Raw genomic sequence first — 22,714 nt, 5'->3', positions numbered from 1 at the left:
AGTCTGATCGGGCCTTGCCCGCCGACACGAAGCTGCGCGTCACGTTGCTCGGAGGGCGTAGGATTCCTGCTCGTCGTGCAGACAGGTCGGAGCCCGCGTCGCATCAGGCCGACCTGGCGCGACGGGTGACCGATCTCCTCGCAGCACATGGGGTCGACACGTTCCTGATTCCGGATCCAGTCGGCACGGTGGGACGTTTGGGCGTTCGAGGAAGCTCCTGGAACGTGATGTTGAGCGCACTCGCAGAGTTTGCGCCGGCATGGCTGTTCGGGGAGGAACATCGCTACTCGCGACCCGGAACGGAAGTCGGACCGATCATCGTGCGTGATCAGGTGCCTTCGTTCGCAGCGAGCAATCGGATTCACGTCATCGACCCGGTGGTCACCGTGGTCGGCGGTCGCGTCGTAGCGGCTTTGGGGTTGGCGGCGGCCGTCACAGTCGAGTGCTGGAGCGAAGATGGAGGCGGGCGCGCGATCGCGCCAGTCTGGAACCCATACGCCGAAGATGTCGATCTCGGGACGCCGGCGACGTTCAACTCCCGCTACGGAGACTTCGCGACCCTTCCGGAATTGGCCGCGCCCAACATCTTTGACATCTCATTCCCGATCGATGTGGTCTACACGTGGGTCGATGGTAGTGACCCCGCATGGGTGGTGCGCAAGCGCGCCGCGGTCGAGCAGCTCTCGGGCGAATCGATGACAGAGGACGCTGCGGCCGACCTGCGATTCGTCGACCACGACGAGCTACGCTATTCGTTGCGATCGATCGAACAGTATGCGCCGTGGGTGCGCCACATCTACATCGTGACCGATCGTCAGCGTCCGGCCTGGCTCAAGGCCGACCACCCTCGCATCACCGTGGTGGACCACACCGATATCGCTCCCCCGGGGGCGTCACTGCCGACCTTCAACTCGCACGCCATCGAGGCCAACCTGCACCGTATCGAGGGTTTGAGCGAACACTTCCTCTATTTCAACGACGACGTGTTCCTCTCGTCGCCGGTGGGCCCGGACCTGTTCTTCAGTGCGAACGGGATCGCTCACATGTACCTGTCGAAGGCGCAGGTCTCCTCGGGTGAACCGGTCCCGGGCGAGCCCGCGTCCGACTCCGCCGGCAAGAACGCGCGGCGGATGGTGATGGAGGTGAGCGGGCGGCGGCTCAGCCGAAAGCTCTTCCACACGCCCTTCGCGCTCCAGCGCTCCGTCACCGAGGAGATCGAGGCGCGCTGGCCCGCGGACGTGGCCGGCACCCGGAGTGCTCGGTTCCGCCGGATCAGCGACGTGACGCTTGCGGGTGCCCTGCACATGAACTACGCCTACGCCGTCGGCAGGGCCGTCACACGCGGCATCCGGTATCGCTACGTGAACGTGGGGGCCGAGGACGCCGAAACCCGCCTCGCCCGGCTGTACAAGGATCGGCACGTGCTCCAGACGTTCTGCCTGAACGAGGCCACGCAGGAGCAGGATCCGGCAGCCATCGACCAGTTGGTGCGACGATTCCTCGAACGGCGCTTCCCCGACGTCAGCACATTCGAGTTGATCGATGACGAGTGACCCCACGGTTCCTCGGTCGGTCTCGGTCACGGTCGTGGTGCCCACGTTCCGTCGCGAACGCGACGCCGCAGATCAGGCTGAGCGGTTCGCCGGAATGACGATGGTGGCGCGCGTGCTCGTGGTCGACCAGGGCTCCACCTTGGCGACCTACGAACCGTTCATCGAACTCCGGAGGCGGGAAGCCAAGATCGAGCTCATCGATCAGCCCAACCTCGGCGGCTCGGGCGGCTACGCCCGCGGAATGCTCGAGTCGCTCACCTCACCGGAGCACGCCGTCTACCTCTCGGACGACGACGCCCAGATCTCCGAGGAGTCGTTGGCGCTCATGCTCGCCCACCAAGGGCAAGCCGACCGGCCCACCATCGTGGGCACGGCGATGTACGCGGCCGACGACCCCGAACTGCAGATCTCCGGTCCGGAGGCGGTCCGCGGCGCGGACTTCATGTGGGGGCCGGCCGGGGACGCGTCGCCGAACTACACCGGCTGGTGGGGCACGCTCCTGCCGCCGGGAACGGTGGCCGAGCTCGGCCTGCCGGCCCCGTACTTCCTCAAATGGGACGACGCCGAGTACGGCCTGCGGGCCACCCGGGCCGGCTACGACACCGTGGTGCCGCCCGGAGCGAACGTGTGGCACCCGACCTGGAACGCGTTCGCCACCCAGATGAGCTGGACCGCCCGCATCCTGCACCGCAACCGGCTGGCCACCGCCGCCGCCTGTGGTGCGGGCCGGGGCGTCATCCGCTCTTCCCTGCTCCACCAGGGCAAGCACATTCTCGCCGGCCACCACCTCACCGCCACCCTCTGGGCGGCCGGGATCGACCAGTTCCTCGCGGGCCCCGGGACCTGGCTCGGGCGCGACCTCACCCACGCGCGTGCCGACGGCCAACGCGTCGTCGAGGGGTGGAACGAGGACCACCTCGAGGTGGCCACCGACCTGGCGGTCACGCACGCCGGGCCGCTGCCCGCAGCGCGGGCGGCCGTGCGCGCGCTGGCGAACCTGGTCGGGCCGGCGCGCCCGCCGCGCATCGTCTGCGAGCTGCCTGCGGACGAGGTGACGTGGCGCACGACCCTCGGCGCCGACGCGGTGATCGTGACCGGCCCGGACGGCTCCCGCGCCGGCACCCTCATCGCCGACGGCCCGACCGCCCGGCGGCTCCTGGCCACCACCCTGCGCCAGCACTGGGCCCTCGCCCGGCGATGGCGGCAGCTGTGCCGCAGCTACCATCGAGCGTTGCCCAAGGTCACCACCCGCGCGGCCTGGGAACGAATGATCGCCGCGGCCGAGGAGGCCGAACGCCCCGCAAAGGACGATTGATGCCCCCGCGTAAAGACACCCTCAAGCGACGACTGCGCTCCTCCGGCGGCAAGCTCCTTCGCCGCTTCGGGCTGCTCCCGGGCGGCATGCCCGACGGGCTCGGCGACGACGAGCGCCTCGCCGGAACCGGGCTCGAGGGCGAGGTCCTCCTCTTCTTCCCCGACACCGCCGACAGCCTGTACCAGCTGCGCGGCTGGTACGGCCCGCTCCGCGAGCTCCACCAGGCTCAGGGCCTCACGATCGTGTGCATGGATTCCCGCCTCGCCCGCCTCATCCGCGCCGAGCTCGACGTCCCGGTCCTCACGATCGCCCAGGAATCCACCCTCGACGAGCTCGTGGCCCGGAGCACCCTGAAGATCTGTCTCTACGTCAACTACAACCCTCTCAACTTCCTCGCCCTGCGGCTGCGCTCGGTCATCCACGTCTCCCTGCTCCACGGCGACTCCGACAAGAGCGTGTCGGTGTCCAACCAGGTCAAGGCCTACGACTTCTCCTTCGTCGCCGGGCAGGCCGGCATCGACCGCTACGCGCGCTACACGGCCCTCTTCGACGCCGCGGCCCGCTGCATCCCCGTGGGCCGACCGAGCCTCGACACCGATCCCGTCCCGCCCGTGCTCACCCGCGTGGACGGCGCCCGGCCCGTCGTGCTGTACGCCCCCACCTGGGAAGGGGGCCAGGCGAGCGTCGCCTACGGATCCCTGCCCACGCACGCCGTCGCGCTCGTCTCCTCGCTCATGGACGCCGGAGCTCGCGTCATCTATCGCCCTCACCCGCTCACGGGCGTGCGCGTGCCGAGCTACGGGGAGGCCGATGCGCGGCTGCGCGAGCTGCTCGCGGGTGCGGATCACACCGTGTCCGAGGGCCGCGCCCTCATGGACGACTTCGCGGCCGCGGACCTGCTCATCTGTGACATCTCCGCGGTGGCCAACGACTGGCTCGTCACCGGAAAGCCGATCGTCATCACGCGCCCGGCCGGGGACCTCACCCGGGAGGCCGCCACCCGGCTGCTCGAGGTCGCCCCGCGCCTGAGCGCCGCCGACGCGCCTCGCGCCGGCGAACTCGCCGTGCGAGAGATCACCGAGGACCCGGGGCGCGACGAGCGCATCGCCCTGGCCGAGTACTACCTCGGCGACATCCGGCCGGGTGCCTCCCTCGAGCGCTTCCTGACCGCCTGCCGCGACCTGGCCGACCTGCGCGACCGGGAATGGGGTCGAATCGAGGCGAATGAGGAGGGTTCGTGACCGTTCCCGCGGAGGCGACCGGGGCGTCGTCCATCCGCTGCCGGGCTCGCTACGATGATGCGAGCACGCCCCCTGCCCCCTGCCCGAGAGTGACGACGTGAGCGAATTCCGCCGGCGAGAGGTCGCCAACCCGTGAGTCGCAAGACAGGCTATGTGGCGGGGGAGAAGCGCACCACGCTCGAGGTGATCCGCGAGCTCTACCGCACCCGCGGGATCCTGTGGGTACTCATCCGCCGCGACCTCAAGGTGCGCTACGCCGAGTCGATGCTCGGGTACGTGTGGTCGGTGCTCGAACCGCTCATGATGGGCGTCATCTACTGGTTCGTGTTCACCGTGATCTTCGAGCGCAAGGTCGGCGGCGACCCCTACATCATCTTCCTCATGGCCGCGCTGCTGCCGTGGATGTGGTTCACCTCCGGCCTGACCGAGGGGGCCAAGGCGCTGCGCTCGCAACGGCGGCTCGTGGCCTCGACCGCCCTGCCCAGGCAGATCTGGGTGCTGCGATCGGTCGGGGGGAAGGGGATCGAGTTCCTCTTCTCGATACCCGTGTTCGTCATCTTCCTGATCTTCTACCCGCCGCAGGTCAACGCGCACGTTCCGTTCGTGCTGCTCGGCCTGCTCATCCAGCTCGTGCTGCTGCTCGGGCTCGGCTTCCTGCTCTCGCCGATCATGATGCTCTTCCGCGACCTCGAACCGCTCATCCGGATCGCCACCCGGGCGCTGTTCTACGCCTCGCCGATCATCTACAGCATCAACGACGTACTCGGCACCGGCATGCCCGAATTCCTCAAGGTGATCTACAAGCTCAACCCGGTCACCGGCATCATGGAGGCCTACCGGGCCGGGTTCTTCCCCGAACAGACCCACCTCGACGTCATCGCGATCGCCGGGGCGATCAGCGTGCTCACCCTCGTGGTCGGCTGGATCACGTTCGGGCGCATGGAACGCGCCGTGCTCAAGGAGATCTGATGGTGACCAGTGACCCGGTGATCTCGATCGAGAACGTCGGCGTGGAGTTCTCCCGCGGCCGGCGCAACGTGGGGCTGCGCGAACTGATCTTCAAACGCAACGCGGGCGTGACCTCGGACTCGTTCTGGGCCCTGCGCGACGTGAGCTTCGACGTGCGCCCGGGCGAGGCGATCGGGGTGATCGGCCGCAACGGCCAGGGCAAGTCCACCCTGCTCAAGATCGTGGCCGGCGTCATGCTCCCGGACGAGGGCGAGGTGCGGGTGCGCCAGGGCGTGGCCCCGCTCATCGAGATCACCGGCGGCTTCGCCCCCGACCTGACCGGGCGGGAGAACATCTACCTCGCCGCCGGCCTCCACGGCATGCCGAAGGATCTCGTGGACGACCGGTTCGACGAGATCGTGGAGTTCTCCGAGATGGCGGACTTCCTCGACACGCCGTTCCGGCACTACTCCTCCGGGATGAAGGTGCGCCTCGCCTTCGCGGTGATCTCCCGGCTGGAGGACCCGATCCTGCTGGTCGACGAGGTGCTCGCCGTGGGCGACAAGGCCTTCCGGAAGAAATGCCACAACAGGATCGAGGAACTGCTCGCCGGGGGGCGCACCCTCTTCCTCGTGTCCCACTCCGACGGCGACCTCAAGCGCTTCTGCGAGCGCGGCCTGTACCTGCGCGAGGGCCAGCTGCGGGCCGACGGCCCGATCGACGAGGTGCTGGAGCAGTACACGGCGCAGGGCTGAGCACCCCCGCACGGAGAGCTCCACCCGGGTGACCGGGCCCCGGGGCGGCACCAGGGGAACCTGATAGTTTCTGACCCGGACATCGAGGGCCGGTCGGTTCACCGGCGGCGGCGAGACACGGCGGCGAGGAGGGATCTGTGCGCATATTCAAGTGGGACATCGCGGATACGGCGATCGCCCTCGTCGCCACGGCGGGAACGATCCTGTTGCTCTGTGACGTGTTCGCGGTGGGCCTGACCGTTTGGGCCGTCGCCTACTGCGGGATGCTCGCGAGAGTGATCCCGCGCGGTGGCCTGAGCGCGGGCCGGGCCGTGGGGCGGCAGCTGACCGCCCGGATCATCCTCGCGTTCGGCGTCGCGGGGCTCGTGCTGCACCGCGAGCCGGCCGTGGAGTGGCTCGCCTGGCTCGCGATCGCGGTGCTCGTGCTCGCGATCCGCGTGGAGACGACGCTGCGCAAGGTCTCGACCTACACCGGCATCCGCGCCGAGAACCTGCCCGGCCTGCGCCTGCGACCGAACCGGCACGGGGTCGATCTCGCCTATGTGGCGGTCGCGACCCTCGCGTTGCCCGCGCTGCTGCTGCTGGGCGTCGGCGGCGTGGCCGGCTGGGCCTGGCTCGCGGTCGCCGTGATCCAGGTCGCCGCGGGCGTGCTCGTCGCCGCGGAGGCCCTCCGTCGCCGCCGCGCCTCGCGCACCTCCTACGAGGCGCTGCCCGAGGCGCTCGATCGGCTCGCGCCGCGCTTCGTGCTCTATTGGGACGCCCCGGCCCGCTCGCAGTACCAGCTGGCGATGTGGCTGCCGCACCTGGAACGGCTCGGTGTCCCGTTCTATGTCATGGTCCGCAATGCCGCGAGCTACGCCGACGCGGTCTCGGTCGCGGGCGGCACACCGATCGTGCTGTGCAAGACCATGCAGGATGCCGAGCGGGCCAGGCCGGAGAGCCTGCGGGCGGCCTTCTACGTGAACAACGCCGCCCGGAACTCCCACTTCGTGCGGTTCCACGAGCTCACCCATGTGCAACTCCTGCACGGCGACAGCGACAAGGCCCCGAGCTACAACCCCGTGACGGCCATGTTCGACCGGATCTTCGTGGCCGGGCGCGCCGGCCGCGATCGCTACTCCGCGCACGGAATCGACATTCCGGCGGAGAAGTTCCGGATCGTGGGCCGGCCGCAGGTCGTGGGGATCGAGCGGGCGACGTGGACGGGCGGCGACCTCTCCGGCGCAGGCGTGCTGTATGCGCCGACCTGGCAGGGCTACCACGACGATGCCGCCTACAGTTCGATGGGCTCCGCAGCGGCGATCGCACGAGTCGTGATCGAGCAGGGGAGCCGCCTGATCTTCCGGCCGCATCCCTACTGCCACCGGGACCCGGGATTCCGCGCCATCATCGAGCAGGTGCACGAGCTGCTCCGGGACGACACGCGGCGCACCGGGCGCGATCACCTCTTCGGCGAGGTGGCCGAGACCGAGATGTCGCTGATCGAATGCTTCAACGCGGCGGACGTGATGATCGCCGACGTCTCCGGTGTGCTCGCGGACTTCCTCTACTCCGAGAAGCCGTTCCTCATCGTGACGGACACCTCCGACACCGAGGAGTTCGTTCGCGAGTTCCCGCTCGCCCGGGCGGCCTACGTCGTGGACGGCTCCCCGGAGGCGATGAGGGCGACACTGACCGAGGTCGCAACGACGGACCCCCTGGCCGACATGCGGCGGGCACAGCGGACCTACTACCTGGGCGACTTCCCGGAGGCCGGCTATGAGGACGCATTCCTGGCGGCCGCCGCCGAGGCCGCCGGGCTGAGACGGCCGTCACCGGTCGCGGCCGAGTCGGATCGGTAGGGTCGAGGGCTTGGTGTCGGTGCGACGATGAGGCGGGATTCATGAGGTGGCTGGTTCTCGGGGACATCGGACGCCGGGACCTCTATCACGTCGGTGACGAGGCGATGGCGGAGGTCGCCGTCGAGGCGCTGACGACGCGCGGTGCCGCCGCCATCACCCTCGTGGCCACCCACGCATCGGCCGCCACCGAGCTCTACGGACGTCCGGCCGTCGAGCGGGTCGGCGTCGACCCCGGCTGGACCGTGGCCCGGCGCGACGAGATGCTCGGTCAGGCGGCCGCCGGCGAACTCGACGCCTCGACGCCGCTGGGGCGACTCGACGCGGCGGTCGCGGCGGCGGACGCCGTGCTCATCAGCGGCGGCGGCAACCTGAACTCGCGCTTCGGACACCACATCGACGAACGGGCGGCGCTGACCCGCCTCGCCCGGCGGCACGGCAAGCCGCTCGTGGTCGCGGCCCAGACCATCGGGCCCGCCCTCGACGACCGCGAACGCCGCCTCGTCGGCGAGATCATCGAGTACGCCCGGGCATTCGCGGTCCGCGACGACGACAGCTACCGCCTCGCCCTCGAACTCGGGGGCGAGGCCGCCCGCGTACACCGCATCAGCGACGACGCGATCCTGCTCTCGTCGCGTGAGGCCGACGACGTCGTGGCCGGTGACCTCGTGGCCTCCGACGTTCGATACGTGGCGGCGAGCTTCACCGCCGACCCCGGGCGCAGCGGACTCGATCGACACGACTACCTCGACCTCGTGGCCACGACCCTCGACGACCTGTCCGAGCAGGTCGACGCCCCCGTCCTCCTCGTCCCGCACATCGGATCACTCGCCGGACCCGTGCGGAAGGTCGACGAACTGTCCGATGCATCGATCGTCGAACGATCGACTAGCGGGCGCATCCGTGCACTGCCGACGATGACGGCGCGGGCCGCGGCCGCCGTGACCGCCGGCGCGCTCCTCTCGGTCTCGACCCGATATCACCCGCTCGTGTTCGCCACGGCCCAGGGCGTGCCCGCCGTCGGGATCTCTCTGGCTCGCTTCTCCACGGTCCGCATGCAGGGTGCTCTCTGCCCGCTCGGACTGGGGGCATTCGTGCTCGGGCCCGCATCCTGGGAGTCGGTTCCCGCGGCGGCTCGGGAACTGTCCGAGCGCCGGGTCGAGGTGCGCCAGTGGCTCGAACCCACCATGGCGGCAAGGCGCGAACAGCAACAGCGATGGTGGGATGGCGCGGCGGCGCTCGCTGACGACGCCGCGTTCCCCGCACCCTCGCCCGCCGCTCCCTTCCCGCGGACCGGGCCGTGGGCAGCACCCGCCGCACGAGCGCTGGCACTCTTCGACACCCTGGACGAGGAACGACACCGAGTCGCCGACCTCACCGCTCAGCTGGCGGACGAGCGCCGGCGGCTCCGTGACCGGACCGACCGCCTGGAGCACGCACGCCGGCGACTCGACTCCCAGGCCGCACGGGCCCGACGGGCGGAGAACCGGCGGCTGGTGAGGCTGGCCGACCGGCTCGGCGACGCCGCCCGCACGGTCGGCCGTCGGCGGCGCCCCCGCGGCGTGGTGGCCACGCGCGCGGGCGAGCCGCAGCCGCTCCTCTCCGTGCTCGTCCCGATCTACAACGTCGAGGACTACCTCGACGAATGCCTGAGGAGCATCGTCGACCAGTCCCTGACGGACCTGGAGATCCTCCTCATCGACGACGGCAGCACCGACGCCTCGGCCACGATCGCGGAGCGCTTCGCCGCCCGCGATGACCGGATCCGCCTCGTTCGGCAGGAGAACCAGGGCCTGGGGGCGGTCCGGAACAGCGGTGTGCGGATGGCGCGCGGGAGGTACCTCACGTTCGTCGACTCCGACGATGTGGTGCCGCGCCGGGCCTTCGAGGCGCTCGTCGCCGCGCTCGAGGCGAGCGGTGCCGACCTCGCCACGGGTGGGACCGCGCGCGTCCTGCCCGACGGCTCGCTGCGGACGCGGCAGTGGGTGCGAGATCTCCACGGCCGGGATCGGCACACCACGATCGAGGAGACACCGCAGCTCTTGCGGGACTTCTACACGTGGAACAAGGCATACCGTGCGGAGTTCTGGCACGCGCACGGATTCCGGTTCCGCGAGGGTGTGCTCTTCGAGGACCAACCCGTGATCACGGAGATCCTGTGCCGGGCGGCCTCGATCGACGTCGTGGCGCAGACGACGTACCACTACCGCATCCGGCCCGACGATTCGGCCCTCACCGGGACCATGTACTCCCTCGCGGACGTCCGCTCGCGCGAGCAGGCGATCCGCCTCACCTCCGAAGCCCTCGATACCCTCGGCGTCAGCACACGCATTCGGCGGGCGTGGTGGTGGACCCAGGTCGACCACCACTTCCCCCGGTACCTCGAGAACACCGCGGCCGGTGACGGACCGGAGTACGCCGCAGTCGTGGACATGATGCACGAGACCGTCTCGACCGAGGACGTGCAGGCACTCGAGAACGCGTCTGCGGCCCATCGAGCGCTGTGCCACCTCGCACTGACGACGAGCCGCGAGAGCGTTGCACGGTATCTCGAGGCGGGCGGTGCGAGCACGAGCAGCGCGCGCCTCGAAGGCCGCGGAGGGGAGACGGTCGCGGCCCTGCCCGTGCCCGACGAGGGGCGAGCCGACCTACCGGCCGACCTGTGCGTCGTCTCCACGAACGAGCAGCGACTCGTCGCACTATTCGACGGGCACGCCTGGGAGGATCCATGCGTGCTGGTCGTCCACGCACGCGTCGGGATCAGCCAGGCGATACCCCCGGATCGCGCCGGTGCGAGCGTCGTCCTCGCCTTCGCCGACGGCACCAGAATGCCGCTGGACCACACGGGACGGCTCGAGCGGACCGAGGAACTCCCGCGCCCCTTCGGGGTCGCGGCGTGGTACGTGATGCGCATCCCGATCGACGTCGGCGCACTGCACCGCGACCATCCCGGCGCGCCGGCGCGGTCGGCGCGGGTCGAGGTCGACCTGACCTGGGGCGCACTCACGCGGTCCGGGACGCTCAGCCGCCGCAGCGAGCAGGGCAGTGGCGCGGCTCTCAACGGTTCCATGATCCCGGGAACCTCGAGGGCCCTCGAACTGGCGTGGACACGCACCGCCGGAGTGCAGCTGCGTGCACCCGCCCGGGAGGTCTCGGCACACGTCGCGGTGAACGAGGACGCGAGTCTCGACCTGCTGCTGCACGCTCGACGAACCGAATTCGACATCGTCTTCGTCACGGTCAAGGCCGCCGGAGTACCAGCACGCCGCCACCTCGTGCGCCGGATCGGGCCGAGGGAATACCGGGTCAGGGTGGAGACGGCGTGGCTGGAGCCGGGACGGGTCGCGCATCTGGCGGCTCTGGACGAGGCCGGCACCCGCAGGAACGTCCACGTCAGTGCGATGCAACTCCGGGAGGTGATCACGCCTACCCTTGTCATGACGACGACGCCCGGGGCACGCTTGCAGGTCATGCGGCCGGCGGCCGGAGAGTGACCCGACACGAACCTGACGTGCCGGAGTCGAATAGCTCGAACACAAGCGCGGCTGAGCCCGCATTGGACGAAAGATGTGACGTATGAGGCGTTCTGTGTACACGCTCGGGGCGACCGTACTGGCCGGTCTCCTGACTGCGACCGGGGCCGTGGCCGAGACGGCCCCCGTGGATGAGACCCCCGGCGTGCACTCCGAGGAGCACGACCGCCCCGACCTCGACGACGGCGAGGCGTACATGGGCTGGTCGCTGCGGGCCGAACAGACCGCGCAGCCTCGGGCATTGGCCGGCCGGGCGGCGCCCGCTGCGGTGCCCGCCCCACCGGGGGTGCCGGGCATCGACGTCTCCAGCTGGCAGCGGAACGTGGACTGGCGCGGCCAGTGGAACCAGGGCAAGCGCTTCGCGTACGTCAAGGCGACCGAGGGCGTCGCGTACCGGAACCCCTACTTCGGCCAGCAGTACAACGGCTCCTACGACATCGGAATGTTCCGGGGCAGCTATCACTTCGGACGACCGGACATCGACGCCGGCGCCAAGGAGCAGGCCGCCTACTTCGTCGCCAACGGCGGCAACTGGTCACCGGACGGCAGGACCCTGCCCGGCGTGCTCGATATCGAGTACAACCCGGTCGCGGGCGCCGACAAGTGTTACGACCTGAGCCCATCGCAGATGGTGCGGTGGGTCCGGGACTTCGTGACCGAGTACAAGCGCCGGACGGGCCGGGAGGCCGTGATCTACACGAACCTCGATTGGTGGGGCCAGTGCACGGGCAACAGCACGGCCTTCAGCGAGACGAACCCGCTGTGGGTGGCGCGCTGGTCGAGTTCGGTCGGCACCCTGCCGGGCGGTTGGGCGAACCACACGTTCTGGCAGTACACCGACGTCCCCCTCGATCAGGATCAGTTCAACGGCACACTCGACCAGCTCGCGACGTTCGCGACGTTCCGCGATGTTCCCGCCGACTACGTCTTCGGCGTGGAGATCTCGTGGCTTCTGGGTCAGGACATCACGACCGGGTACGACGACGGCACGTTCCGGCCGCGCAACAAGATCTCCCGCGAGGCCATGGCGGCATTCCTGTACCGGTACGCCGGTGCTCCGGCCTTCAGGGCCCCCGCCAGGTCACCCTTCAGCGACCTGCCCACGACCGCACCCTTCTACAAGGAGATCACCTGGCTGCTCGCCCAGGGGATCACCACCGGCTACGACGACGGCACGTTCCGGCCGCGTAACCAGATCTCGCGCGAGGCGATGGCGGCGTTCCTCTACCGGTTCGAGGACGTGAGCGGCTATCGGCCCGGCCCGTCCGACTTCAGCGACGTTCCCACCGGCTATGTCTTCGGCAAGGAGATCGCGTGGCTCGCCGATCAGGGGATCACCACGGGCTACGACGACGGCACGTTCCGGCCCCGGGGCAAGATCTCCCGCGAGGCCACGGCCGCCTTCCTCTACCGGCTTGATCGGCGCTGAGCCGCGGGAACATACGCAATGGGGTGACCGCGGGCGGGAGGCGTCCGGGGTGGTGAGGTTCGTCGTCCGCACGTAGTGCCGGTCGATGACCCGGCCGGGCCCGCGCACCCGGGATGCGCGGGCCCGGCGCTGCCGCGCTGCCACGCCCCGTGCCGCGAGGCCGCACGCGCGCGGCCCCGCGCGTCGCACTGATGTGTCAACGACCTGCCACGCTAATCCACATCCTGTGGACTACTTTTATCTTGACCTATACGAAAGTTCCGATAGTCTGTGGTGAGCGCCACTCGGGCGCCCCGAGCAGTGAGGTCGGGGGCGGTCGGGGTGGAGCACTCGATGAGGGCCCGCCTCGCGGCAACACCCGTTGCCGGTGAACGCGGGCCACGTGCAGAGTTTCAAGGAGGAAATGTGGTAGCTAGCAAGCGACGGGCCCGTTGGTCGGCCCGGGGGGTGGGTGCGCTGTTCGCCGGCGCGCTCGTGCTCCCGCTCGGTGTGAGCGGAGCCCTCGCCGACACGGCGGACGCGGCGAACGTGACCGTGCCGGCCGACCAGGTCGGCGTCCAGCTGTACTCGCTCATCCCCTGGGTGGAGGACGTCGGCCTCGAAGCCGTGTTCCAGCGCCTCCAGGAGGTCGGCATCCAGAACATCGAACCGTACGGCGGCAACTTCTCGGACCTCACGGCCGAGGAGTTCAAGGCGCTCGCCGACAAGTACGACCTCAACGTGTCGTCGTCCCACTACAACGTGGACGAGGACACCTTCGACACCACGCTCGAGTACGTCAAGACCATCGGTCAGGAGTACGTGGGCTCGGGCGGCTTCCCCGACCCGGGCATCGGGAGCTACGAGGAGACCCTCGCGACCGCCAAGGCGATGAACCGGCTCGGCAAGAGGTCCGTCGAGGCGGGAACGGGCAAGTTCTTCGGCCACAACCACACCTCCGAGCTACTCAAGACGTACGAGCACAACGGTGAAGAGCTCATGGCGTGGGAGATCCTCGTCGCGGAGACCGACCCCGAGTACGTCACCTTCGAGGTCGACGTCGCCTGGGCCGCGCACGCGAACGTCGACGTGCCCGCCCTGCTGCGCCAGTACAGCGACCGCGTCGAACTGCTCCACATCAAGGACGGCGACGGGCTGGGTACCGCCGATCGGCCCACCTTCACCAACCTCGGCGACGGTGAGAACAAGCTCCAGGAGATCCTCGCGGCCGCTGCGGACGGCAACATCGAGTACTACATCATGGAGTACGACCGGGCCGCCGACGGCAACAGCTTCGTGACCAACGGTTTCGAGTACCTCACGGGCATCACCCCGCCGTACATCCCCGCCACCACGGAGGACGTCACGTTCTCCGACGCGGACGCCACCTACCTGGTGCCCTCGGTCCAGGGAGTCGAGTACGTGCTCGACGGTCAGGTGCTCGAGCCCGGCTACTACGCCGGCAAGGGCGACGTGACGATCACGGCCCGCACCCTCGACGGGTACACCCTCACCGAGGGGAGCGCCGCCGAGTGGTCGCACACCTTCACCCTCGACTCGGCCGACCGCGTGACGGTCCCGGCCGACAAGGTCGGCGTGCAGCTGTTCTCCCTCATCCCCTGGGTGGGCGAGGACGGCCTCGAATCGGTGCTCGGCACCCTCTCCGACATCGGCATCAAGAACATCGAGCCCTGGGGCGGGAACTACGACGAGTACGAGGACCCCGCGGACTTCCGGGCCATGACCGATGAGCTCGGCCTGAACGTGCCCTCCTCCCACTACAAGACGGACGAGGACACCTTCGACGAGACCCTCGAGTACGTCAAGACCGTCGGCCAGGAGTACGTGGGCTCGGGCGGCTTCGCCGCTCCCGGCGTCGACACCTACGAGAACACGCTCGCGACCGCCGCCACGATGGACCGGCTCGGCAAGCGCTCCGTCGACGCGGGGGTGGGCAAGTTCTTCGGCCACAACCACGCCGGCGAGATGCTCACGAAGTACGTGCACGAGGGCGAGCTGCTCTCCGCCTGGGAGATCCTCGTGCGCGAGACCAACCCCGAGTACGTGACCTTCGAGGTCGACGTCGCCTGGGCCACCCACGGCCGCATGGACGTTCCGGCGCTGCTGCGCGAGTACGGCGACCGGGTCTCGATGCTGCACATCAAGGACGGCGACGGCCTCGGCATCGCGGACCGGCCGTCGTTCACCAACCTCGGTGACGGCGACAACAACCTGCAGGCGATCCTCGCCGCCGCGCAGGACACCGCGGTCGAGTACTACATCATGGAGTACGACGTCGCGGCCGACGGCGAGAGCTTCGTGACCGAGGGGTACGAGTACCTCACCGGCCTCGACGCCTACGCCCCGACCGCCGTGACGCCCGCGGAGGTCACCTTCTCCGACGACGACGCGACCTTCACCATCCCCGCGTCCGAGGGCGTGGAGTACCTCGTGGACGGCACGGTCGTCGAGGCCGGCGTCCACGCCGGTGAGGGCAGCGTGACCGTCACGGCCCGTGCCCTCGAGGGCTTCGTGCTCGCCGACGGTGCGACCGCCGAGTGGACCCACACGTTCACCGCGCCCGACACCGACGGTGGCGACCAGGACACGTCCGGCGAGTCCGGCGCGTCCGGTGACTCCGGTGCGTCCGACGATGCGGCCGCCGGCGACGGCGGTTCGGGCAGCCTGCCCGAGACCGGTAGCGACGTCGGCGGAGTCGCCGCAGCCTCGGCGCTGCTGCTCCTCGTCGGTGCCGCCATCCTGGTGACGCGTCGCCGCCAGCTCGGCGTGAACGCCGGCTAGTTCGGCCCGAGCGGGCCCGGCCCGCACGAACCGCGATGGGCGGGATCCTTCCGAGGGTCCCGCCCATCGTCGTCCCGCCGGCGGCTACTCTAACGATCTACTCTCACATTCGCGTGAGAGTAGCCTGCCCAGGGAGGTCGGATCACCGGAGCCGCCAGGTCGCGCGCGGGTCCCGCGCCGACTGACCGTCCCAGCGAACGATTCCCTCGGCTCGGAGCCGTTGCAGGTGGCGTATGGCAGTGGGTCGTGCCATGCCGGCGAGGTCGGCGACCTGTCCGGTCCCGAGCGGGCGTCCCTCGAGACGAAGGACGTCGAGGAGGAGCCTGGCGCCGGCTGGGAGGGAGTCGATCAGGTCGGCCGGAAGGGCATCGGCCGCCGAGAGCGTCAAGCGAACAGTGGAGCCCGATTGGGTGTAGATCGGATCAGTGAGGCCGACGGAACGCATCTCGGCGAAGATCCGCTTGATACCTTCCCCCAGTTCACGAGCGATTCCGAGATCGGAACAGACACGGATGATGCGGGGGTTGCGTGCGTAGCGGCTGATCGTCAACGGGTCCGTGGGATCGGCGATCCCGGGAAATCGGCCCGGACTGCTGATCTCGAGCCGATTCGGAAAGATCTCCACGCGTATATGGTCGCCCATCATGGAGTAGGAGCGATGAAGGACTGCATTGACGAGACCCTCGAGCCAGACGTTCCGCGGGATGATCGGGCGTGATTCGAAGCGGCCGCTCACGGCGAGGGCCTGGACGCTCGGAATCCACTGGTCGATCACGTCCGAGGCCTCCGCGATCTGGTGCGGGACCGAGCCCTCACACCGCACGTCTCCTCCCGCCATGAGAGTCATCCGCGCGCCGACGCCGCGGTCATCGGATGCATACCTGAGGATGCGAACCTGGGCGCTCGGGAAGAGTACTTGTGGACGCTCCGCGAAGAGTAGGACGCCGGCGGCGGTCAGCCGTCCGTCGCGGGTGCGAAGGTCACGGGCGGTGAGCATGGATTCGGCCGACGTCGCCCCGATCAGCGCGGCGTAGGCCTCGACCTGAGCGGTGTCGAGATCCTCGATGTCGGCTGTAGCCGCGGTTCCGTCGAAGGGGGCGGATCCCCGATCGAACTCGAGTTCGCGGCGCAGGTGGAAGGGGAGTCGGCGCGTTTCGTCGCCGATCCGCAGAAAGCAGTCGCCCTTGGTCGTCTCGTGCACGCGCTCGCCGGGGTGGACTCTCAGAACGAGCAGCGTCTGCGAGTCGGCCAGGGAGACCTCGAACGCGTCGGTTCGAACGGTGGGCGACGTGAAGTCGATCGGGGCTTGTCGCAGTGAATTGAGCTGTTGGGGCGTGACACCGTCGATCTGTCCGTCGTGAATGCCGATGACGACGTGACCGCCCTCGGCGTTCGCGAACGCGACGAGGGTCGATGCCAGGTCCCGAGCGTTGATCCGCCCGGACTTCCGTTCGTACCACTGGCCCTCCGGGAGCGTGGCGAGCTGTTCGACCGCGGCATCCGGTGAGTGGGTGAGGAGGCGTTCTACCTGCGGATCCACCATGCGCACTACTCTAACATTGTTAGAGTACGTGCGAGTGGCGTGGGGCGTCGGCGCATCCTGGTGTCGGGCGTATGTCGCGCGACATACTCGGGTGGCGGGCAATCCAGCTCGAGAGCTTCGTCAGGCTGCGGGCCTGAGCCGGGCCGAACTTGCGCGACGGTCCGGAGTTACTCAGCCGAATATTGCGGCCTACGAGGAAGGGCGGCGCACCGCCTCGGCGGAGATGCTGGAGCGGCTGCAAGCGGCCACACGTCCGCTGCCGCACGATGCGCTCGTCGCGCACCGCGCCGACCTGGTGAGCCTCGCCGGTCGCCGGGGCCTACGCAACCTCCGCGTATTCGGCTCCGCGGCTCGTGGCGCCGATCGTCCGGGCAGTGACCTGGTCACCCGCGCGCCCGGCACCGGGCTGCTCGCGATCACGGCGTCCGCTGCTGACGCGAGTGAGCTGCTCGGCGTCGAGGTCGACGTGGTGACCGACGGCGGCCTACCTGCCGACCATGAGATCGTGGCAACGGCTGTCGCGGTATGAACGAGCGGGATGCCGTGGCGCTGCGGGCGATCGTGCGGCCATGCGGGGTCGGGGCGGATCGCGTCGAGCGTGGGGATGAATGGTACCTGGGCGATCCCGACAGCGTGCCGGGCACTGCCGCGGCGTCGCTGATCATCAAGATCGGGGAGCACGTCGCTTGAGTGAGTGTCGACACGACCGAGCGGCATCCCGAAGTGCCATGGTTGCCGATCGAGCGGATGCGCGACTGCCTGGCGCATGAGGGCACCGACTATGGGCGGTCTGGAAACGCGGGTCTTCGGTCTGCCGACGATCAGCAGTTACATCCGCTCATTCCAAGCGAAGTAGCTTCGCGCCTCACCTCCAGGGTACGGGATGATTTTGGGCGAGCTCGACTTTCGGCCAGCGGCTACGAATGGTGTTGGCGTCGCCGCCGATCCGTGCGAGATGCTTGAGAGCCTGGACCCCGCGGGCGGGCTTGAGGCTCGCGCTCGCGTGTACGTCGAACTGGATCCGGATCGCCGAGATCGTCGTGACCTGGCCACAGGAATTCGACTTCGCTGCGGCTCGCAGGCTGTGACTCGAGGGCGACCGAGGCTTCGATTTGGTCGTCAGCCGAGACATGACGAGGAGTGCGGCGGTAGGCGCTGAGCCCGCTCCATGCCTACCTGCTGAAGCGGGTACGCACGTTGACGAGGTGGTCGCCGAGGGCCGCCAGTGCACCATCGTGATTGCGTTCCTCGACCCGGTTAAGGATCTGCTCGTGCTCGTGGAGCGTTTCGTCCAGGTCGAAGTTCTCCCGGCCTCCGGCCCACGTCTGGCGCATGCGATGGGCGTGGGCGCCGAGCGACTCGTGCATCGTGGTCAAGAACTCGTTCTCCGAGAATGTGAAGAACGCCCGGTGGAACTGAATATCAGCGTCGAAGTACTCGCGCATCCGACCATAATCCATGACGGTACTTGAGCGGATCCGTTCGGCTGCTTGGCTGTGGGCACGTTGCGCGCCCCGTAGCGCCTGCACGAACTGCGGCCAATCGGCGGTGAATGCGCGTGTGAGAGCCGCCCGCTCCACCACGAGCCGAGCGTCGATGAGCTGGCCGATCTGGTGCGGGTCCAATGGCGGCGCAACGACATAGCCGCGCTGGGCGCGGTACTTGATGAGGCCGGAACGCTCAAGCGCCACCATCGCCTCCCGCACCGGGGTCGGCGAGACCTTGAGCTCGCGAGCCAGACCGTCGATGCTCAAGTGATCCCCGGGCGCCCAGTGATTCGTGGTAAGCCGGTCGAATAGGGCGGAGTGGATGTCGGCCCGCAACGCACGCGGCTCCCGCTTGGTCTGCCCGTCCCGATTCATCTATCGCACTCTTTCCACTTCGGATCTCGAGGATCCAAGCCAACAGTATTAGAAGGTCGCGTCGGTCGGCGGCCGTTCACCGCTCCGCGCCCGGGGGCCGATCGACGCGCAACTGCGTTGGCACGAATCGGCGCCCCTCTTGGGCCAACGTGTTCTGGCCGCCCTTCGGATGGGCCGAGCAGAGACGCAACAGCCGCAGGAAGCCGGTCAGTTCCCAGGCGGCCCGGCCGACGAAGAGGCCGTCCACCTGCTCGATCGAGAGCAGCTCGTTGGCATTGCCGTAGTCCACCGACCCACCGTAGAGCAGGGCCGCGATCCGGCCGCCGTAGGCCTCGCCGAGCGCACGCAGGGGCGTCTCGAGCTCGTCCCCACTCGCGCGCCGTCCGGCGGCGCCGATCGCCCAGACCGGCTCGTAGGCCAGCAGGACCGTCGACATTTCCGCGTCGGACAGCCCGTCGAGGGCGCTGGCCGCCTGCCGAAGCAGGTAGGGCGAGGGGTCGCCGTGACGGTCGCGGATCTCGGCTTGCTCCCCGATGCACAGCAGAGGAATGAGGCCATGGGCGACGACGGCATGCACCTTCGCTCGGATCATCTCCTCCGTCTCACCGAAGTGCTCGCGTCGCTCGGAGTGCCCGAGCTCGACGATCCGCCCACCGGTGTCGGCGATCTGTGGCACGGAGACCTCGCCCGTCCACGCACCTTCGTCCTGCCAGTGCGCGTTCTGCGCTCCGAGCAGGATCGGGCTCGTCGGCGGCAGCTGCCGGTGCGCCTCGGCCAGCGCCGTGAAGGACGGCAGCACGAACGGTTGGATGCCCGCGGGGCCCTCCTGCGACCACCATTCGTGCAGGCCCCGCACGTAGCGGCGCGCCTCGGCGAGTCGCTTGTGCATCTTCCAGCTCGTGCCCACCCAGAGCTGCCGCATTCCGCCGTCCCCTCTCGTTCGAATCAGACCGTCAGAGCGTGTCGACGACGGCCGCCGACCCGCGTGCGCCGGTGTCGCCGGCGACGAGATGGTCGCTCAGGGCGGCCATGAGCAGTGCGAAGGACGTCGCGCCCGGGTCGGGTGTACCGATCGACTTCTCGCCCAGCACCCGCGAGCGGCCGCGCTGAGCCGCGAAAGACGCCGTGGCCTCCGCGGCCTCGCGCGCGCGCCGAACGCCCTCTCGGAGCGCCGCATACGGCTCTACGCCGGGGCGGAGCAGTTCCTCCCGGAACGGCAGCGCGGCGTCGATGAGGGTCTTCTCGCCCGGCTCGGCACCGCCGAGGCGGTGCATCGCCTCCACCCCGGAGCACAGCGTGGCGACGACTCGCGCGACGTCGGCGCCCTCGTCGTCCGAGAAGCCGCCGCCGACGGCGGTGAGCGCCGCACCCCACAGCGCTCCGGAGGTTCCGCCCGCGGCGTCGGACCAGGCGCTGCCCGCGCGTAGCAGGAGTGTGCGCGCGCCGGCTCCCGCCTCGAGGGCCGCCGCGGCCGCGTCGCAGGCCCCGCGGGATCCGTAGACCATCGCGTTGCCGTGGTCGCCGTCGCCGGCCACGGCGTCGAGGCGGCCGAGCTCGTCCTCATGCTCGGCGCAGACCGCCCGCAACTCGGTGAGCGCGGCGTGGATTCGGGCCGCCAGGGCGCGGGACTCCACGCTGGCCCGGGGCACGGCCTCATCGGCGGCAGTCCAGAGGGAAGTGCGCCGCTCGCCGGGCGCCCGTATCGAGCGCTGATAGCCCGGCGCCGTCGCGGGGGCGAGCCAGAGGCGCTCGAGCTCCTCGTCGAGGAAGACCATGGTGAGGGAGAGGCCGGCCATGTCGAGGCTCGTCACGAACTCGCCGACCTCGGGCGCGACCACCGTGAGACCGCACCCGGCCAGTTCAGCGGCCACTCGCTCGTAGACCACGAAGAGCTCCTCGTATTTGACGGTGCCGAGGCCGTTGAGGATGACGGCCACCCTGCCGCCGTAGGAGCGGCCGTCGCGGGCCGGTTCCTCGGCGAGCACGCCATCGACGAGGAGCTCGGCGATCTCGGCGGCGCTGCCGATCGGCACGTCGCGCACGCCCGGCTCGCCGTGGATGCCGAGGCCGACGGCCATGGTGCCGGGCTCCACGTGGAAGAGCGCGTCGGTCGACCCGGGCATGGTGCAGCCGTCGAACGCGAGACCGACGGAGCGGGTCGCATCGTTCGCCTTGCGTGCGAGGCGAACGGCGTCGTCGAGCGTCGCACCGGCCGCGATGGCCGCGCCGGTCATCTTGAAGACCGCCAGGCCACCGGCGACGCCGCGGCGCTCGCGGTGCAGCTCGGGCGGGTTCGACATGATGTCGTCGCTGACGCGCAGGATCCGTACGTCGTGGCCCTCGTGGCGCAGCTTCTCGGCGGCGGCCCCGAAGTGGAGCACGTCACCGGCGTAGTTGCCGAATCCCAGGATGATCCCGCCACCGTTCTCGGCGTTGCGCGCCACCGAGTACACCTGTGAGGCCGAGGGGGAGGCGAAGACGTTTCCGCACACGGCGCCGTGCGCCATGCCGTCGCCGACCCAGCCGGCGAACGCCGGGTAGTGGCCCGATCCGCCGCCGACGATCAGTGCCGGCTGCCCGGCCGGTGTCCGATCGGCGCGCACCACTCCGCCGGGAACGTGCAGCAGCGCGTCCGGATTGGCCGCGGCGAGCCCGCGCACCGCCTCCGACGCGAAATCCGAGGGGGTGTTGAAGACATACGTCATTGGTCATCCTCTCCCACGAGGGGTCTGCGTCCAGTGGCCGGGGCCGGACACCGGAGGGGTCGTCCACGGAGCATAATCCTATAGGATTAACGTCACAAGCTGTGGCGTGCGACACGGCGCGGGTGGGCTCGTGAGCCCGTTTGTTGGTACAAAACCGCGAAAATATCCGGTTAGTGGCCGTGCTTGACACGAGGCGAAACCTATAGGAACCTGAGTGGACCGCGAAAAGGAGACAAGGATGTTGACAGCCGAGAACTGGCCGATCGCCGCCAACATGCTCACGTTCGGCAGCACCGCCCCGGGTGGGGGCCACATAAAGGATGCGCCGGCGAGCGTGTGGGCCGTCCAACTGGGGCAGGTCAAGGCCCTGGGCATCGACCAGATCGATCCCACCGACGCGTGGGTGCCGCTCGCCGAGCTCCCCGAGGAGCGCCTGGCGCAGTTCTCCTCCGTGCTGAACGACCTGGGCATGACGATTCCCTCGATCTCCATGACGCGCCGATCGATCGTCGACCTCAGATCGGGTGAGACACACCTCGAGCAGGCACACCGGCTCATCGACCTCGCCCCGCGCTTCGGAGCGACGATCGTCAACATCGGCTTCATGCAGGGGCTCACGGGTGAGCAGGAGGACGCGATCTGGTTCTGGCTCGCCGACGGGCACGTGGACTCCGCCGAGTACCGCGATCTGGCGATCGAGCGCACGCGCATCCTCGCCGATCATGCCGCCCGCAACGGAGTCCAGCTGAGCCTGGAGATGTACGAGGACACTTACGTGGGCACCCCGGACGATGCCCTGGAGTTCCTGCGCGATATCGATCACGAGGCCGTCGGGCTCAACCCCGACCTCGGCAACCTCATCCGCCTGCACCGACCGATCGAGGACTACCGCACGATGTTCGAGCGCCTGCTGCCGCGCACCAACTTCTGGCACATCAAGAACTACACCCGCGATTTCGACCCGGCCACCGGCGCCTACGCCACGTCGCCCGTGCCGCTCAAGTACGGCTACATCAACTATCGCCAGATCATCCGCCAGGCGATCGAGCTCGGGTTCACCGGCCCGTTCTGTTGCGAGCACTACGGCTCGGACTCCCTCGGCGTCATCGCCGAGAACCACGACTACATCCGCGAGGTGCTCCACTCAGCGCTGAGCCCGGAGGCCGCCGTGCCAGCCCTGGCCCTCGCCGGCGGACCCCGGTGACGACCGC

General features: G+C 69.3%; 15 protein-coding genes and 1 pseudogene. 12 read left to right on the top strand and 4 right to left on the bottom strand.

Annotated elements, in window-relative coordinates; all coding sequences use genetic code 11:
• The first annotated feature begins 125 nt into the window (after positions 1-125).
• The 9 genes and pseudogenes from GCE65_RS11580 to GCE65_RS11540 all read left to right on the top strand — a co-directional run bounded on the left by GCE65_RS11580 (position 126) and on the right by GCE65_RS11540 (position 15,393).
• Complete coding sequence (locus tag GCE65_RS11580) at positions 126-1,553, top strand: stealth family protein (RefSeq protein ID WP_153878503.1); 1,428 nt, start codon at positions 126-128, stop codon at positions 1,551-1,553.
• Entirely contained in the window at positions 1,543-2,868 is a 1,326-nt protein-coding gene (locus GCE65_RS11575) for a glycosyltransferase (protein ID WP_153878502.1), read from the top strand. Before GCE65_RS11580 ends, GCE65_RS11575 begins: the two co-directional genes overlap by 11 nt.
• Positions 2,868-4,109, top strand: coding sequence for a CDP-glycerol glycerophosphotransferase family protein (locus GCE65_RS11570; RefSeq protein WP_152909914.1), 1,242 nt, complete (start codon positions 2,868-2,870; stop codon positions 4,107-4,109). The genes GCE65_RS11575 and GCE65_RS11570 overlap by 1 nt, the downstream gene beginning before the upstream one ends.
• 132 nt (positions 4,110-4,241) lie before the next feature.
• On the top strand, positions 4,242-5,078 hold the full coding sequence (locus GCE65_RS11565; RefSeq protein ID WP_153878501.1) for an ABC transporter permease: 837 nt from the start codon (positions 4,242-4,244) through the stop codon (positions 5,076-5,078).
• A gap of 140 nt (positions 5,079-5,218) precedes the next feature.
• Positions 5,219-5,812 (top strand): annotated as a pseudogene (locus GCE65_RS11560) (ABC transporter ATP-binding protein); the annotation flags it as partial.
• Positions 5,813-5,949: 137 nt separating this feature from the next.
• Entirely contained in the window at positions 5,950-7,653 is a 1,704-nt protein-coding gene (locus GCE65_RS11555; RefSeq protein WP_152909912.1) for a CDP-glycerol glycerophosphotransferase family protein, read from the top strand.
• Between the two features lie 41 nt (positions 7,654-7,694).
• Positions 7,695-11,144, top strand: a complete 3,450-nt coding sequence (locus tag GCE65_RS11550; RefSeq protein ID WP_152909911.1) for a glycosyltransferase — start codon at positions 7,695-7,697, stop codon at positions 11,142-11,144.
• An 82-nt stretch (positions 11,145-11,226) separates the two neighbouring features.
• Positions 11,227-12,612: a GH25 family lysozyme gene (locus tag GCE65_RS11545; RefSeq protein WP_152909910.1), complete on the top strand. Its 1,386-nt coding sequence runs from the start codon at positions 11,227-11,229 to the stop codon at positions 12,610-12,612.
• Between the two features lie 405 nt (positions 12,613-13,017).
• A complete protein-coding gene (locus GCE65_RS11540; RefSeq protein ID WP_194928688.1) occupies positions 13,018-15,393 on the top strand; it encodes a sugar phosphate isomerase/epimerase in 2,376 nt (791 codons plus the stop codon).
• A 142-nt stretch (positions 15,394-15,535) separates the two neighbouring features.
• Here GCE65_RS11540 and GCE65_RS11535 read toward each other — a convergent pair whose 3' ends face one another.
• Positions 15,536-17,038: an ATP-binding protein gene (locus tag GCE65_RS11535; protein WP_228759920.1), complete on the bottom strand. Its 1,503-nt coding sequence runs from the start codon at positions 17,036-17,038 to the stop codon at positions 15,536-15,538.
• On the opposite strand from GCE65_RS11535, the gene GCE65_RS11530 reads away from it, so the two are divergent.
• Both GCE65_RS11530 and GCE65_RS11525 read left to right on the top strand, forming a co-directional pair.
• Positions 16,935-17,465: a helix-turn-helix domain-containing protein gene (locus tag GCE65_RS11530; protein ID WP_153878498.1), complete on the top strand. Its 531-nt coding sequence runs from the start codon at positions 16,935-16,937 to the stop codon at positions 17,463-17,465. The genes GCE65_RS11535 and GCE65_RS11530 overlap by 104 nt on opposite strands.
• The gene (locus GCE65_RS11525; RefSeq protein ID WP_153878497.1) at positions 17,462-17,626 is read left to right on the top strand and encodes a hypothetical protein; all 165 of its coding nucleotides are present in this window, start codon (positions 17,462-17,464) and stop codon (positions 17,624-17,626) included. Before GCE65_RS11530 ends, GCE65_RS11525 begins: the two co-directional genes overlap by 4 nt.
• A gap of 482 nt (positions 17,627-18,108) precedes the next feature.
• Here the strand turns inward: GCE65_RS11525 and GCE65_RS11520 are convergent, their stop codons facing one another.
• The 3 genes from GCE65_RS11520 to GCE65_RS11510 form a co-directional block, all read right to left on the bottom strand.
• Positions 18,109-18,798: a GntR family transcriptional regulator gene (locus tag GCE65_RS11520; protein ID WP_153878496.1), complete on the bottom strand. Its 690-nt coding sequence runs from the start codon at positions 18,796-18,798 to the stop codon at positions 18,109-18,111.
• A 76-nt stretch (positions 18,799-18,874) separates the two neighbouring features.
• The gene (locus tag GCE65_RS11515) at positions 18,875-19,720 is read right to left on the bottom strand and encodes a triose-phosphate isomerase (RefSeq protein WP_153878495.1); all 846 of its coding nucleotides are present in this window, start codon (positions 19,718-19,720) and stop codon (positions 18,875-18,877) included.
• A gap of 31 nt (positions 19,721-19,751) precedes the next feature.
• The gene (locus GCE65_RS11510) at positions 19,752-21,503 is read right to left on the bottom strand and encodes a dihydroxyacetone kinase family protein (protein ID WP_153878494.1); all 1,752 of its coding nucleotides are present in this window, start codon (positions 21,501-21,503) and stop codon (positions 19,752-19,754) included.
• A gap of 238 nt (positions 21,504-21,741) precedes the next feature.
• On the opposite strand from GCE65_RS11510, the gene GCE65_RS11505 reads away from it, so the two are divergent.
• Positions 21,742-22,707: a sugar phosphate isomerase/epimerase gene (locus GCE65_RS11505; RefSeq protein ID WP_153878493.1), complete on the top strand. Its 966-nt coding sequence runs from the start codon at positions 21,742-21,744 to the stop codon at positions 22,705-22,707.
• Positions 22,708-22,714: the final 7 nt, after the last annotated feature.

The organism is Pseudactinotalea sp. HY158 (assembly GCF_009660225.1).
Taxonomy (GTDB): Bacteria; Actinomycetota; Actinomycetes; order Actinomycetales; family Beutenbergiaceae; genus HY158.
This window is presented reverse-complemented; position numbering and strand designations above follow the sequence as displayed.